Origin of the sequence: Kribbella sp. NPDC050124, assembly GCF_044460355.1 — a bacterium.
GTDB lineage: Bacteria > Actinomycetota > Actinomycetes > Propionibacteriales > Kribbellaceae > Kribbella.
In genome coordinates this window covers 1-13,735 of record NZ_JBITJU010000029.1, presented here as the reverse complement: position 1 = coordinate 13,735, position 13,735 = coordinate 1, and the positions used below count along the sequence as shown (strand labels likewise).

Annotated in this window: 14 protein-coding genes; 8 read left to right on the top strand and 6 right to left on the bottom strand. The window is 68.4% G+C overall.

Annotated elements, in window-relative coordinates; all coding sequences use genetic code 11:
• Positions 1-26 precede the first annotated feature (26 nt).
• The 3 genes from ACIBL3_RS40635 to ACIBL3_RS40625 form a co-directional block, all read right to left on the bottom strand.
• Positions 27-551: a tetratricopeptide repeat protein gene (locus tag ACIBL3_RS40635; protein ID WP_396359321.1), complete on the bottom strand. Its 525-nt coding sequence runs from the start codon at positions 549-551 to the stop codon at positions 27-29.
• A 51-nt stretch (positions 552-602) separates the two neighbouring features.
• Positions 603-3,380: a LuxR C-terminal-related transcriptional regulator gene (locus ACIBL3_RS40630; RefSeq protein WP_396359320.1), complete on the bottom strand. Its 2,778-nt coding sequence runs from the start codon at positions 3,378-3,380 to the stop codon at positions 603-605.
• Positions 3,381-3,510: 130 nt separating this feature from the next.
• Positions 3,511-4,221 (bottom strand): alpha/beta fold hydrolase, encoded by a 711-nt coding sequence (locus ACIBL3_RS40625; protein WP_396359319.1) that lies wholly within the window; start codon positions 4,219-4,221, stop codon positions 3,511-3,513.
• A gap of 153 nt (positions 4,222-4,374) precedes the next feature.
• Between ACIBL3_RS40625 and ACIBL3_RS40620 the strand changes: the two genes are divergently transcribed.
• The 5 genes from ACIBL3_RS40620 (at position 4,375) to ACIBL3_RS40600 (ending at position 9,370) form a co-directional block, all read left to right on the top strand.
• Positions 4,375-5,127 carry a class I SAM-dependent methyltransferase gene (locus ACIBL3_RS40620; RefSeq protein WP_396359318.1) on the top strand — a complete coding sequence of 251 codons (753 nt, stop codon included), beginning with the start codon at positions 4,375-4,377 and terminating at the stop codon, positions 5,125-5,127.
• On the top strand, positions 5,124-6,830 hold the full coding sequence (locus tag ACIBL3_RS40615; RefSeq protein WP_396359317.1) for a ferritin-like domain-containing protein: 1,707 nt from the start codon (positions 5,124-5,126) through the stop codon (positions 6,828-6,830). The genes ACIBL3_RS40620 and ACIBL3_RS40615 overlap by 4 nt, the downstream gene beginning before the upstream one ends.
• A complete protein-coding gene (locus ACIBL3_RS40610) occupies positions 6,827-7,708 on the top strand; it encodes an RNA polymerase sigma-70 factor (RefSeq protein ID WP_396359316.1) in 882 nt (293 codons plus the stop codon). Before ACIBL3_RS40615 ends, ACIBL3_RS40610 begins: the two co-directional genes overlap by 4 nt.
• Before the next feature lie 73 nt (positions 7,709-7,781).
• A complete protein-coding gene (locus ACIBL3_RS40605; RefSeq protein ID WP_396359315.1) occupies positions 7,782-8,612 on the top strand; it encodes a hypothetical protein in 831 nt (276 codons plus the stop codon).
• A 5-nt stretch (positions 8,613-8,617) separates the two neighbouring features.
• Positions 8,618-9,370, top strand: a complete 753-nt coding sequence (locus ACIBL3_RS40600) for a caspase family protein (protein WP_396359314.1) — start codon at positions 8,618-8,620, stop codon at positions 9,368-9,370.
• Positions 9,371-9,394: 24 nt separating this feature from the next.
• Here the strand turns inward: ACIBL3_RS40600 and ACIBL3_RS40595 are convergent, their stop codons facing one another.
• Genes ACIBL3_RS40595 through ACIBL3_RS40585 form a run of 3 tightly spaced genes read right to left on the bottom strand, consistent with a single transcriptional unit; the run spans position 9,395 to position 11,163 of the window.
• Positions 9,395-9,889, bottom strand: a complete 495-nt coding sequence (locus ACIBL3_RS40595; RefSeq protein ID WP_396359313.1) for a nitric oxide synthase oxygenase — start codon at positions 9,887-9,889, stop codon at positions 9,395-9,397.
• 21 nt (positions 9,890-9,910) lie between these two features.
• Positions 9,911-10,963, bottom strand: coding sequence for an FAD-binding oxidoreductase (locus ACIBL3_RS40590; RefSeq protein WP_396359312.1), 1,053 nt, complete (start codon positions 10,961-10,963; stop codon positions 9,911-9,913).
• Positions 10,957-11,163, bottom strand: a complete 207-nt coding sequence (locus ACIBL3_RS40585) for a hypothetical protein (protein WP_396359311.1) — start codon at positions 11,161-11,163, stop codon at positions 10,957-10,959. Before ACIBL3_RS40585 ends, ACIBL3_RS40590 begins: the two co-directional genes overlap by 7 nt.
• A 383-nt stretch (positions 11,164-11,546) precedes the next feature.
• Here ACIBL3_RS40585 and ACIBL3_RS40580 point away from each other — a divergent pair, with 383 nt between their 5' ends.
• The 3 genes from ACIBL3_RS40580 to ACIBL3_RS40570 all read left to right on the top strand — a co-directional run.
• On the top strand, positions 11,547-12,848 hold the full coding sequence (locus ACIBL3_RS40580; protein WP_396359310.1) for an adenylate/guanylate cyclase domain-containing protein: 1,302 nt from the start codon (positions 11,547-11,549) through the stop codon (positions 12,846-12,848).
• Positions 12,849-12,945: 97 nt separating this feature from the next.
• The gene (locus tag ACIBL3_RS40575) at positions 12,946-13,437 is read left to right on the top strand and encodes a hypothetical protein (protein WP_396359309.1); all 492 of its coding nucleotides are present in this window, start codon (positions 12,946-12,948) and stop codon (positions 13,435-13,437) included.
• A partial coding sequence (locus ACIBL3_RS40570; protein WP_396359397.1) for an alkaline phosphatase family protein occupies positions 13,320-13,735 on the top strand: 416 nt, incomplete at its 3' end. The genes ACIBL3_RS40575 and ACIBL3_RS40570, both read left to right, overlap by 118 nt.

Genomic DNA, 13,735 nt, shown 5'->3' with positions numbered 1-13,735 from the left:
AGACAACCCGCGTCTCGTCAGGCCGTTCACGTCGTCAGGAGCAGCGTGGCGGCCAGTGGAAGAAGTGTGATGAGGGCGACAAGCATCAGGCAGCTGCTGCCGGCGGCCGCCGTACTGGGTGGCTCCTCCACCTTGTCGAACATCGCGTCTTCCCGCTGACGCCGCGCGACGCCTGCCTTGCCTTCCTCGAGACGCTTCTTGGCCTGCCACCGGCCGTCGGCCGCGGCCCGTTTGTACCAAACCTTCGCGGTGGACCAGTCGTCCAGCTTGTCGGAGTGCAGCCGGCCCAGCGCGAACGCGGCCCAGGAGTCACCCGCGTCCGCGGCCTGCCGATACCACCGAGCCGCCTCCGCATAATCCCCGCTGTAGACGAACCGGTCCTCCATCCGCGCCCGCGTCCGCCCCTCCAGCAACAACCCCAGCCGCCCCATAGCCGGCACAGACCCAGCCTCGGCAGCCTTCCGGTACCACTCCTCGATCGCCGGCAGGTCCCCCACCTGCCCCCGCTCCTCCAGTTCCTGCCCCGCGGCGAACATCTCCTCCGCATCCATCCCGCCAGTATCCCGCCCCACCTGGGCACCGAAACCTGACCCGCGAACGGGCTACCGCTGCCCGGCGAGGCCGATCCGGACGGCTTCGGCGGCGGCTTGGACCCGGGTCTGCACGCCGAGTTTCTCGAGGATGTGGGTGACGTGCACGCTGGCGGTCTTGGGGCTCATGTACAGCGCGGCGCCGATCTCGCGGTTGGTCCTTCCTTCCACGAGCAGGGCAAGCACCTGACGCTCTCGATCCGTCAACGGCGGGAGCGGGCCGGTCGTTGCTGCGGGCTGATCGGAGTGTTCGGTCACGGCGTCGTCGAGCTGGATGTGCGCGATCTTCGCGAGCTCGTGAATCCGGTCGAGCAGCGGCGCCGCACCAAGCTGCTCGGCGATGTGCCGCGCCGCTTCCAGCTCGCTGGTTGCCTGACTTCGGGCGCCAGGGTGCCCGCGCCGAGACAACAGCGCCTCGGCCGCCCGCAGCCGCGCTTGCCCCTCCCAGTACGGCCAGCGGAGTGACGCCCATTCCTGTGCGGCGGTGAGCCACGGGGTCGGATCGGGCGTGCCCTGGATCCGGGATCGTTCGCCCTCGACAATCGCAGCCAGCGCTGGGCCCTCGATCCCGGTCACGCCGCGTCGAAGGAGTGTCACAAGTCGATCGAAGCCGTCGACTGACTGTGACGCGACCGCTGCTTCCAGACCGATACGGAGCAGCGCGCCGCACAGCAGCTCGTCTTCGGTGTCGTGGCTGATTTCGGCGGCTTCGAGCGCAAGGGCCAGGGCCTCGTGCGGACGTTGCTGCAGGAGGCGCAGCTCGGCCGTGGTTGTTGCATAACCGCGCTTCATCATGGGTTGGTCATCGACCGCGAACACCTCTTGTTCGCGCATTAGTTCGTCGGCCTGCTGTAGGTTCCCCCGCGCCATCAGGATCAGCGCGAACTCCTCGTCCTTGAATGCCGGTCCGGACGGTGGCCGGCCCCTGTCCTCGCGGTTCAGCGCCTCATCCCATCGGCCGAGCGCATAGAGGTTGAAGACGGCGTTGGCCTCGATGATGCCCTCGGTCCAATGCTCGTCGACCATCAGGCGCCGGAGCTCGGCCTGGATGGTGTCCGCGACCGCCACGACCTGGTCGGAGTCGCCGCGCAACCCGTGCACAAAGGTCAGCGCCTGGCCTGCCATGGCCAGGTCCTCGGGCTCGGCGAGCTCGCGAGCGATCTCGAGCGCAGCCACCGTCTCTTCCAGCGCCTCGTCGAGCCGGCCCTCGCCGGCGGCGGCCGCCCCCAGCATCACCCGAGCCTGGCCGATCGTCCGGGTGTCACCCGCTCGGGTCGCGTGCTCCAGCGCTGCCCGGGCTGCCTCGGCCATCACTGCCGAGCGGGGATACCCGCGCAGCATCAGTGCGTGCGAGACGCAGACCTGGCCGAGCAGTCGATCGTCACCAGCCGGCACCAGACGCCGAGCTCGCTCGAGATCCGCCATCGCCCCGGCGAGGTCGTCGACCAGCCCGCGTTGCATGCCCCGCGTCAGCAAGGCTCCAACAGTGCCCGCCTCGGCGTCGGACTCATCCACCGCCGCCTCGAGCACGGCGAGAGCCTCGGCATGCCGGCCGACACCGCCCAGCAGCGAGGCTGCTCGCTCGGCGAGCACGAGGCGCGGCGGCACGCGGTCGTCAGTCAGGTCCGACGGCTGCCACAGGGACGAAGCAACGGAGAACCAGTGGCCGGCCTCCGCAAACGCGGACTCCTTCTCGGCGGCACGGGCCGCCGTGAGAGCCCACGTGAACGCCCCATCCCGGTCACTCGCGCGGTGATACTGCTCAGCGACCTCGGCGACCTCCGATGCGGTGGCCTTGCTGCGAAGGCGGCCCGCCAAATGGTTCGCCAGTCGGGCATGCAGGTCGCGGCGTTCCGCAGACAGTAAATTGCCGTATGCCACCTCGGCGACCACTGGGTGCCGCGCGGTGCAACCGACGGCCGGGTCGCGGATCACCAGACCGGAGTCACAGGCCTCTCGTACGGCGTCCGCAGCGCCGCTCACCGCCGCCAGCAGGTCATCGTCGTCGAGGGCGCGAGCCAACGTGCCGGTAGCCGCGACGGCAACGCGAGCCGCCGGCGTGAGCGCCTGCAGCCGGGCGAGCAGGAGTTGGCGCAACGAAGCCGGGACGGTCAGGTCTCCGCGGACCAGTTCGACATTCAGATACGGATTACCTGCGCTGCGCCGGTAGACGGCAGCGACTGTGTCCGCCGTACAGTCTGGTTGGAGATCGAGCACTTGCTGCGACGTCTCCTGCTCGGTGAGTCGACGCAACGGCAGATCGACGACGGCCGGACTGCGAATCACTTCGCCGAGCCAGGTCAGGAGTTCAGGGTCGGCCGTCTCGTCGCGCCAGGTCAGCAGCACGAGCAACCCTCGTTCGGGCAGGCTGCGCGTCTCATGCGCGAGGAAGTCCAGCGTGGACCAGTCAGCCCAGTGCACGTCCTCGACCAGCAAGATGGTGCGTTGCGAAGCGTCGCTGTCGAGCACATCGGCGAGGGTTTGCATCGACCATGCTCGGGCCGCCGCGGCAGATGGGAACTGGTCAGTCGCTGCGGCTTGGCTCAGCGCGCCCGCCAACGTGGCACCGAGCCCGCTGTAGGCGATCGCTCCGGACATCGGGGCGCACGCGCCGCGAAAGATCCGCACACCGCTACCGGCGTACTCGTCGAGCACCGCCCGGACGAGCGTCGTCTTACCGATCCCGGCCTCGCCACGCACCACCACAGCGGCCGACCGCCCCGGCAGTTCGGTGATCAACCCCCGCAGTACCGCAGCCTCGCCCCCACGCCCGACCAGTAAACCGGCCATAGCCCATCATGCGCCCGACCGCGTGCGCACAGCACACCTTTTAACTCCCCGTACGGCGTTCGGCCGCGGAGGGTCACCAAACCCCTGCCGGGTCGCCTGCCCAGGGGTTGCCGGCAGGGGTTTGGTGAGATCAGGAGCCGAGGGCTTCGAGGATGGTCTCGGTGACGGCGGCGGGTTGGGAGACGCTGAGGGCGTGGGAGGCGCCGGCGATCTCCTTGTGGCCCTTGGCGCCGGCGCGCTCGGCCAGGTAGCGGTGCAGCTCGACGGGGATGTTGCGGTCGCCGTCGCTGAACACGAACCAGGACGGGAGCGACTTCCAGGCCGGGGTCTCGGCCGGCAGGCCCTCGGTCAGGGCGGCTTCGGTGACGGGGCGTTGGGTCGCGGCCATCACGGCAGCCTGCGCGTCCGGGACATCCGCGCAGAACTGCTGCTGGAACACGTCCTGCCGGATCGCGAACTCGTTGCCGCCGGCCACCGGGTAGGCCTTGAGCGCGTCACCGAGGGTGCTGCCGGGGAACTTGACGGACAGTTGGAACGCGTTCTCGCCGTGGTCCGGGGCGAACGCGTCGACGTAGACCAGGCCGACGACGTTGTCGTTCTGCGCCGCCGCCTCGGTGATGACCATGCCGCCGTACGAGTGGCCGACGAGCAGCACCGGCCGGCCGACGCCGGCGATCACGTCGCGGATGTACGCCGCGTCGGTGGTCAGGCTGCGCAGCGGGTTGGCGGCAGCGACGACCTCGAGACCGCGCTCGAGTAGTCGTTCGACCACGCCGTTCCAGCTGCTGGCGTCGGCGAAGGCGCCGTGTACGAGCACCACGGCAGGACGTTGGTCGTTCATGGGAACCCCCTTTGGGAATCGGTGTCGCCAGCTCAGACATCGCAGCTTGCGCGTTTGTGACCGGGGCCTTGTGTCACGGCTGTCACACGTCGCCCGGCTGGCCTGTCTTAGCTGGCGACGGACAGCAATTGGGGTGCTCTTGGAGAGGTTCGGATGACCGCTGCGGCGATGGTTGCCGAGTTCGACGACGTGGCCGGGTGGACGGCGGACGCCGTACGACAGTTGGGGGATCGGTATGCCATCCCGGCCGCCTGTCGCGGGAGCGCGAGCCCGACAGCGCTGGCCTGGCTGGCCGAGGCCTGCGAGTTGTCCGCCGGCACGCGCCTGCTCGACGTCGGCGCGGGCGTCGGCGGACCGTCCGCCTGGGCGGCCGAACGCTTCGGCGTCAGCCCGATCCTGCTCGAGCCGATGCCTGCCGCTTGCCGCGCCGCGTCGACGTTGTTCGGCCTGCCCGTCGTACTCGCGGATGGTCGCCGGATTCCGATCCGTACGGCGTCGGTCGACGTCGCGTGGTGTCTCGGAGTGCTGTGCACGGTCGAGGACAAGTCGACTCTGCTCAGTGAGATCCACCGGGTGCTCGTCCCCGGCGGATCACTCGGGCTGCTCGTCGTGATTGCCCAGGGCAAGCAATTGCGGAAGCTGCCGGACGGCAATCACTTTCCCGGGCAGCACGAGCTGGACGCCCTGCTGGCGGAAGCGGGGTTCGACGTCCTGGAGCAGATCGAGCGACCGGCCGACGTACCGCGGTCGTGGTCGCTACGCGCCGCGGAGGTCGCCGCGATGGTCGAGGCCCGGCACAGCTCGCACACCGCCTACGCACTGGCCGCTCGACAGGGGCGGCGGCTCGCCGATCTCTTCGACGGCGGACAACTGTCGATGCAACTGATTCACGGGAGAAAAGCATGACGTGGACCTTGGAGAGTCTTCGGGAGCACCTGCAGTGGGCGGTCGAGCTCGAGCACGCGTCGCTGCCGCCGTACCTGTGCGCGCTGTACTCGCTGGACCCGCAGCGGAACCCGGAGGCCGTCCAGGTCGTCGGCAGTGTCTTCTCCGAGGAGATGCTGCACCTCGCGCTCGCGGCCAACATCCTGAACGCCGTCGGCGGTCGGCCGCGGCTGGACAAGCCCGAGATGCTGCCGCCGCATCCGCGCCGGATGCCGCACGGCGACCGCTCGCTGCAGCTGTCCCTGGCGCCGTTCGGGCCGGAAGCACTCGAGATGTTCCTCCGGATCGAACGGCCGGCCCCGCCCGGCGGTCCGGCCGAGGGCGACGACTACGAGACCATCGGCCAGTTCTACGACGCGATCGAACGCGCGCTGATCGAACTGTGCGACGAGCTCGGCGAGGACGCGGTCTTCTGCGGCGATCCGGCTCGGCAGGTCGGCAACGCGCATTTCCGGCACAGCGGCGGCCGGTTGATCGTGGTCGACGGTCTGAAGTCCGCGCTCGAAGCGCTGGAGGAGATCGTCGAGCAGGGCGAGGGTACGGCGCGCGGCGAAGTGTGGGACGGGGACGCGGACATGTTCCACCCGGACCGCGACGAGGTCGCGCACTACTACCGCTTCCAGGAGCTCGAGCTCGGCCGGCGGTACCAGCGTGGCGACTCCCCGGAGTCCGGCCCGACCGGTGAGCCGATCGGCTTCGACGAGGACGGCGTACGCCCGATGCGGCCGAACCCGCGGCTGACCGACCACCCGGAAGGACACCCGATCCGGGTCGCCCAGGAGGAGTTCAACCACACGTACTGCGCGGTGCTGCACCTGCTCGAGCAGACGTTCAACGGCAGTCCGCGGATGCTGTCCGTTGCCACCGGCACCATGTACGCGCTCAAAGCCCAGGCCGAGGCGCTGATGCAGATGCCTGACGACGACGGCTTCGTTGCCGGTCCGACCTTCGACTACGTCACACCGGCGGCGCGTCAGTGGTCGGTGGGGGAGTCGCAGCGGGTCGCCGTACTGCCGAACGGACCGTACGTCGTCTACGGCCGGGTGCCGCTGCGGCGCAAGCTCAAGATCGTGTCGGAGAACAACGACTCGCTCACCTGGCAGACGTCGGCGGCCATCGAGACCGAGGACACCTACGCCCTCTGCCGGTGTGGCCAGTCGGGCTCGAAGCCGTTCTGCGACGGGACTCACGCGGTGGTCGGCTTCGACGGCACCGAGGCCGAGCCGATGGCGCCGTACGGCGAGCTGCAGCACGTCCACGACGGCGTCGGGATCTCCGCGCAGCGGGTCGGCGAGCTGTGCATCCACGCCGCCTTCTGCATCGGGCGGACCCGGCCGATCGCGAAGATGCTCGCCGACACCGGGGACAGCGACGTACGCTCCGATGTCATGGGACGGATCGACCATTGCCCGTCGGGGTCGTACAGCTACGCGTTGCACCGCGGTGGCGAGTCGATCGAGCCCGACCTGCCGCGGGCGATCTCGGTGCTCGAGGAGGAGGACGGCCAGGCCAGCGCGCTGTGGGTCACCGGCGGCCTACCGGTTCATCGGGCTGACGGGCAGTTGCAGGAGCCCCGCAACCGGGTGACGTTGTGCCGATGCGGTCACTCGTCCAACAAGCCGTTGTGCGACGGCACCCATCGCGAGATCAAGTTCCACGAATGATGTCAGCCGACTTGGAGCAGGCCGCGGCGGTGTTCGCCGAGGTCCGGGGACGGCTGTTCGGCATCGCGTACCGGATGCTCGGCAGCGCCGCCGAGGCCGAGGACCTCGTCCAGGACGTGTGGTTGCGCTGGCAGACCACCGACCGCAGCAAGGTGACGAACCCGGCGGCGTACCTGGCGACCGCGATCACCCGGCTGGCGATCAACGCGACCCAGTCGGCCCGGGTACGGCGGGAGACGTACATCGGCCCGTGGTTGCCCGAACCGGTCGACACCAGCGCGGATCCACATCTCGGCGCCGAACGCAACGAGGCCCTGGAGTTCGCCGTACTGCTGATCCTGGAACGGCTGACGCCGACCGAGCGGGCGGCGTACATCCTGCGGGAGGCGTTCGACTACCCGTACAGCCAGATCGCCGAGATCATCGGCTCCACCGAGGCGGCCTCGCGTCAACTGGTCAGCCGGGCCCGTAAACGCATCGTCGCCGAACGCCACAACCCGGTGACCGGCTCGGAGCAGCGCGAACTGCTGAGCGCGTTCGTCACCGCGGCCCGGGGTGGCGACCTGGCGGAGCTCGAGCGACTGCTCGCCGACGACGCCACCAGCTACTCCGACGGTGGTGGCGCGGTGCGTGCGTCCCGCTTCCCGGTGGTCGGTCTGGAGCGGGTGGCGAAGTACCACAAGGCCTTCGCGTCGCACTTCTGGGAGGGCGCGGAGATCGAGTTCGACACCGCGAACGACCAAGCCGTCGCAGTCCTGCGCCGTGACGGCGTCGCCTACGCCATGTGCACTGTGACCGCCTCATCCGCCGGCATCGAACAGGTCCTGTGGATCCTCAACCCGGCCAAGCTCGCCGTCTTCAACACCTCGGCGGCGTAGTCGCCCCGGCACCTGTGGACTTCATCGCTACTCTGTGTCACTATCGCGGGAACGTTGGGGACGGGGGCCTGCGATGCCTGCTCGGGTGAAGTTGTCGGCTGAAGGTGGCGGTTCGACCGCGGTGGAGGACGCCGAGTTGGGTCCGACCTTGATGGTCCCGCCCGATACCGAGGTGAAGCTGACCGCCGCTGTGGAACCTGCGGATCCCGGCCGGCCTCCGACTTTCGTGTGGAGCCACAAGGGTTCTGCACTGCAGAACACGTCCAACCCACACACCTTCACAGCAAGCGAAGCAACGTGGGGCAAGTACGAAGTGGCGGCCACCGTCAATGGCACCAAGCTGGATCCGGTCGCGGTCAGCGTGACGGAGCTGAAGGAGTCCCCAGAGCCTGTCGACGACAAGGTGAGCGAGACCGCGCCCGGCGAGTACGACCCTCGGTTCACCTGGATCAGTGGGCTTTCGGCTGCAGGGGCTGCGCTTCTCACGGTGATCCTGCTGGCTGTCGTGCTCTTCGGGATCGACCTGCCGGCGCCGGTGTCGACCGTTGCCGACGACCAGCAGGTCACTGGCACCTGGGCGCAGCGTTTCGCCGGCATCCTTGCCCTTGTCCTGGCGGTGATCGGCGCCGTCCTCGTCTTCGGCGGGCTGTGGCTGGCGGCTCTGGAGGCCCGTGGCCGGCTGCGCACCCAGTTGGCCGTGGAACGTGGCGCACTCGATGGCGTCCCCGAGGTCCTCGACAAGGCTCGCCTGCTTCGAGGCACGATCGCGGTGCTCGTCGCGGGCGTCGCCGTTCTCGTCGTGGCGGCGACCATCGGCATCCGTCTCGCCGGAGCTTCGCCGGGCGAGGATCCACAGGTGAGTCCATCGACTCCGGTGGCGCCGTCGGTCTCGCCCACGGGCTGATCGTCATGGCGAGTACGGTCGTGGTGCTGGTCGGCGTACCGGCTCCGCGTCCCTTCAAGTACGACGGTGAGGTGTATCGGTTCGCGGCATTGCCTGGTGTGCTGAACGACGTACGTCAGCATCGGCAGCTCTTGTGCAGCGCGATCCCTTCGGAGCCGGTCGTGCGGGAGTGGGTTACGCCGTACGACACCAAAGTCGATGTCATCGGCAAGCGTCTCCTGGAAGTCGTCACCAAGTTGCAGCCCGACGACCTGTTGGTCCTCGTGCTCTGCGGTCACGGCTTCCAGGTCCGCGATGACGACATGTACCCCGAGCAAGACTTCAAGGACGAGGTCTTCGCCTGCTCGGACGGCCCGTTGCGCGACGACTTCTTCCAGGAGCTGTGGGCGAAGTGCCCGGTCGGCGCCCGGGTCGTCTCGATCGTGGACACCTGCGGATCGGACACACTCGTCCTCGGCCTGGCACGCCCCGAGCCCTTGTACTACGAGGTTTTCACTGCCGCCGGCCCGTCCCGCCTGTCGATCTCCGCCTGCCTCAGCGCCGAGACCGCCCAGGAAATCGGCCCCGCCAACCAACGCCAAGGCCTCCTCAGCTGGGCCCTGGCAGCCACCTGGACCCCCGCCCCCGACCTCACCTACCGCACCTGGTTCACCACCGCCGCCAAACGAGTAACCCACCAAAACAGCCGCCAACACCCCACCCTCAGATACCTCGGCCCGCGAGCTGGCCTTCCCTTGGTCGACTCCCGCCCCTTCTAGCCACTGGGGCCAGTAACCCGCCGGTCAGAAGGCGGGTGGGGTGCCGTGGAGGGCTCGGTGGACGGCGTCGGGGTCGGCTACGAAGTTCGGGACCAGGTCCTCGGTTTGGTAGTAGCGGTGGAAGACCGGGGTTTGGGAGCCGGACATGGGTGGGACGATCCAGCTCCAGTCGGCGGGGCAGCCGCGGCCTGCTCGCTCCTCCCGCTCCAGGTGGATGAGGAAGCGGCGGGTCTCGGTGTGGTGGTCGGTGATGGTCACGCCGTTCGCACGAAACGAGTGCAGGACAGCGCGGTTGATCTCGACCAGGGCCCGGTCTCGCCACAGCGTCGCCTCGTCCGAGGTGTCCAGCCCCATCCGTTCCGCGACCTCCGGGACGATGGCGTAGCGGTCGCTGTCGCCCAGGTTGCGGGCCCCGATCTCCGTGCCCATGTACCAACCATTGAAGGGCGCAGCCGGGTAAGAGACGCCTCCGATCACCAGCCGGTTGTTGCTGATGACCGGAACCGCGTGCCACCGCATCCCCAGGTCGGCGAACCACGCTCAGGATGCTCGAGCAGGACCTCGTGGACCGCGTGCCCAGGGAGCCGGAGAGTCCTGGCGGTGGCTGTTGTACGTCACTCGTTGTCTCCTGACCTGGTAGCGCCGGCGCGGCGTTGTGCTTCTCCGCAGCTGCGTAATAGAAGTGCTCGTACTTGATCTGGTCGGCCGCATGCCGGCGGTGCCCAGCTGCTCCAGCGTGTGGGCGACCATCTGTGGGCCGCCGCAGACCATCGCCGTACGCCCGTACAGCGCCTGCCGCGCCGCGACCGTGCCGACCGTCCCGCGCGTACCGGGGTACGACGGGTCGCCCGAGACGACCTCCGTGTAGTCGAACCATGGCCGCTGCTGGGCTAGCGCCCGCAGCCGCGGGCGGTCGTAGAGGTGCCACGCCATCCGGACGCCGTGGAGCAGATGGACCAGGGGCCCGGTGCCGGACCGTTGCCACTCGAGGTCGATCTGCTCGAGGACCGCAAGCAGCGGGGCGAGACCCGTTCCACCGGCGACCATCAGCAGGTCCCGCGGATCGCCGTCCCACCGGGTCAGCCGGTCGCCGACCGGCGCCCCCAGCTTCACGGAGTCGCCGACCTTGAGGGACCGCACCAAGGCGGGGCTCACCTGGCCGCCGTCGATCTGCTGCACATGTACGTCGATCGAGCCGTCCTGACGCGGGGCGTTGGCCGGACTGAAGTACCGCCACAGCCGCGGGCGTCGCGGGATCTCCATGGACACCGACTGGCCGGGGAGGAACTGGTACGGGCGCCGCGGCCGGATCGTCAGCAGGGTCAGGTCCATGGTTCGCCGCTCGACCGAGAGTACGTCGGCGTCCCACCAGTCAGGGGTGGCCTCCGAGGACATCTCCGCCGCCTCGACCATGATCCGCGCGACCACCTGGTACGACGCCGCCGTCCAGTCCGCGGCGAGGTCCTCGTCCCACTCGGGCCCGAGGAAGTGCTTCAGGGTTGCGCACAGCGAGGCGCCGACCGCGTTGTAATGCTCCTCCACGACGGCGTACTTGCGGTGGTCGCGGCCGAGGGTGCTGCAGGAACTCAGCATCGGTTCTCGATCTGGTCGGCGTGGCTGACGATCCGGCCGAGCGCGCTGAAGAACTTGTCCCGCTGGTTCGACATCGAGAGCGGGAACATCGAGCGCACGTCGGGATGGGACACGAAGAGATGGGAGTAGAAGTACAGCGGCACCTGCTCGCCGTGCTCCGTCACCCGATCCCAACTGCGCTGGAGGGCGTAGGCATCCATGGGCTATCCGTCTCGGAGAGGCAGCTCCTCGCACGAAACGAACGGCCCATCAGGGGGCAGCGCGTACTGACGGTTGTCGGCGGCGCGCGCCGGCGGGTACTGCATTGACAAGGGTGTACCCCGCCCAGATCAGACCCCCGAGTCGTTTCCAGTCCTCCGTCTGCCTCCCGACCTACCCGCGCCAACCCCCTGAAACCGCCAAGTCGGACTATTTCGTCTCGAATTTCGAAGCGGCGGTCACCACGAGGGTCTCGGAATAGGTGCTGGAGGCAACGATCTGCTGACCGGTCGGCGCTCCGTTTCGGACGACGACGACGCTGTTCGCCGTACCCGGGAGGAGGCAAGCATAACGCCATACCGATCGCGGCGCATACGATCCTCTCGTGACCGGGTCGTCGCTCGAGGCCGGTGCCCGCGGGCGGAGCCTGGGCCGGGCTGTCGTCCGCTGGCTCGAGCGGCTGGCCGATCTCGGCGCCCGGGCGGAGGATACCCACGACGAGCGGCTCCGGCAGGGCACGCTCATCTTCTCGGCGCTGCTGATCACGGCGCTGTCCACGATTTGGGTGGTGACATACCTCTCGTACGGCGACCCGGTGTCGGCGGCGATCCCGGGCTTCTACCAGGTGATCACTGTGATCGGGTTGATCGTCCTGGCGCGTACGCGGCACTTCGCCATCTTCCGTACCACCCAGTTGGTGGCGTTCCTAGTGTTGCCAGGGTTGCTGCAGGTCTCGCTCGGCGGCTTCGTGAACTCGAGCGCGATGATCCTCTGGGCGATGTTCACACCACTGGTGGCGCTGGCGTTGCTCGGTATCCGGCGTTCCGTGCCGTGGCTGGTGGCGTTCTTCGTCGAGTTGATCGTGCTCAGCCTCGTCGATTCCCGGCTCGCGCAGTCCCCGTCGGCGCTGCCGCGCAGCTTCGTGGTCACGTTCCTGGTGCTGAACGTTGCGGGGGTCATGGTGTGCGCGTACGTGATGCTCAGCTACTTCGTGGAGCAGCGGGAGCGAGCCCATCGCGACCTCCAGGCCGAGCGAGAGCGTTCGGAGCGGCTCCTGCTCAACGTGCTGCCGGCGCCGATCGCCGAGCGCCTGAAGGCGGAAACGGGAGTGATCGCGGAAGACTACGACTCGGTGAGCGTGCTCTTCGCGGACATCGTCGGCTTCACAGCGCGCTCGGCCGTGATGGCAGCAGCGGACGTCGTGAAGCTGCTGGACCAGGTGTTCTCCGCGTTCGACCGGATCGCCGACGAGCAGGGCGTCGAGAAGATCAAGACCATCGGCGACGCGTACATGCTGGTCGGCGGCCTACCAACGCCACGCCCCGACCACCTAGCAGCCGTCGCCCGTACGGCGCTAGCCCTACGCGACGAGGTCGCCCGAATCGCATCCCAACCCGGGCAGGACTGGCTAGCAGTCCGCATCGGCATCGACTCGGGCCCCGTCGTAGCCGGCGTGATCGGCCGCCGAAAGTTCATCTACGACCTCTGGGGCGACACCGTAAACACCGCCAGCCGCATGGAATCCCACGGCCTACCCGGCCAAATCCAACTAACCACCCGAGCCGCCACCGCCCTACCCCCCGACTTCACCACCCACCCCCGAGGCACCATCCAAATCAAAGGAAAAGGCCCCATGCAAACCTTCTTCCTCGAGGGTCCGCCACTCAACGCCGGGCACGCGCGTTAGCGATCGAGGTAGTCCGCCTGGGGTGATGGCGCAGGCCGAAACCGGCTTAGCGTCCTGTGACGCGAGCGACCGGCAGCCTGCTGGGTAGCAGAGTGAGGTGGCCTCCTTCGAGGGCGTGCTCGGCAAGGAGTTCTCGAATCCGATCCCGAGCTACGCACCGGGAGCAGGGCGTGGCGTGGTGCCGCATCACGTGGCGACGCCGATGGACGCACCCAACCCCGACGCAGGCGAGGAGCACCCGCACACCAACACCCAGCTGTTCGGGACGGTGGCCCCGGACGAGAACCGTTTTCTGTCGTACGAGGCGATGCGGCCGCCGTTCAATGCCGCAGACGATCCGGCGCGTGCGCCGACGATGGACAGCTTCGTGCTGGACTACGTCAACACGTTCCGCAGCGAGATGGGCCGGCTGCCTGAGTACGACGAGTACGCGCAGATCATGTCCGGCTATACCCCGAACAGGTACCGGTCATCTCAACGATCGCCAAGGGGTTCGCAACCTTCGATCACTGGTTCTGCGAGGTGCCTTCGCAGACGCTCACGAACCGGTCCTTCTACCACGCAGGGTCCGCGTCCGGTCTGGTGGTGAACGCCGCCGCTCGGCCGGGCGCAGCCCCTGCCCTGGACAGCTTCCCGAAGCACAACGACGCCGAGACCATCTTCGAGCGACTCGATGCCGCTGGCCTGTCGTGGCGTGTCTACGTCGACCCCGGCATGCCGTTGTCGATCACGGGGATGATCCACACGCCCCGGCTCCACAAGCGGTTCGTCACCCAGTTCTCGAGCCTCGACGATGTCGCCTGCCATGAGCATGGGACCGCTCTGAGCGGTTTTCTGCCAGCTTCATGGGACCACCTGGGTTGCCAGTCGTGGGACCACCCGGCGCG

Excerpts from the sequence above, each read along its gene's own strand:
- ACIBL3_RS40615 (WP_396359317.1), top strand. The coding sequence starts at position 5,124 with ATGACGTGGACCTTGGAGAGTCTTCGGGAGCACCTGCAGTGGGCGGTC.
- ACIBL3_RS40635 (WP_396359321.1), bottom strand. The coding sequence starts at position 551 with ATGGATGCGGAGGAGATGTTCGCCGCGGGGCAGGAACTGGAGGAGCGG.
- ACIBL3_RS40605 (WP_396359315.1), top strand. The coding sequence starts at position 7,782 with ATGCCTGCTCGGGTGAAGTTGTCGGCTGAAGGTGGCGGTTCGACCGCG.
- ACIBL3_RS40585 (WP_396359311.1), bottom strand. The coding sequence starts at position 11,163 with ATGGATGCCTACGCCCTCCAGCGCAGTTGGGATCGGGTGACGGAGCAC.
- ACIBL3_RS40600 (WP_396359314.1), top strand. The coding sequence starts at position 8,618 with ATGGCGAGTACGGTCGTGGTGCTGGTCGGCGTACCGGCTCCGCGTCCC.
- ACIBL3_RS40630 (WP_396359320.1), bottom strand. The coding sequence starts at position 3,380 with ATGGCCGGTTTACTGGTCGGGCGTGGGGGCGAGGCTGCGGTACTGCGG.
- ACIBL3_RS40620 (WP_396359318.1), top strand. The coding sequence starts at position 4,375 with ATGACCGCTGCGGCGATGGTTGCCGAGTTCGACGACGTGGCCGGGTGG.
- ACIBL3_RS40595 (WP_396359313.1), bottom strand. The coding sequence starts at position 9,889 with ATGCGGTGGCACGCGGTTCCGGTCATCAGCAACAACCGGCTGGTGATC.
- ACIBL3_RS40625 (WP_396359319.1), bottom strand. The coding sequence starts at position 4,221 with ATGAACGACCAACGTCCTGCCGTGGTGCTCGTACACGGCGCCTTCGCC.
- ACIBL3_RS40610 (WP_396359316.1), top strand. The coding sequence starts at position 6,827 with ATGATGTCAGCCGACTTGGAGCAGGCCGCGGCGGTGTTCGCCGAGGTC.
- ACIBL3_RS40590 (WP_396359312.1), bottom strand. The coding sequence starts at position 10,963 with ATGCTGAGTTCCTGCAGCACCCTCGGCCGCGACCACCGCAAGTACGCC.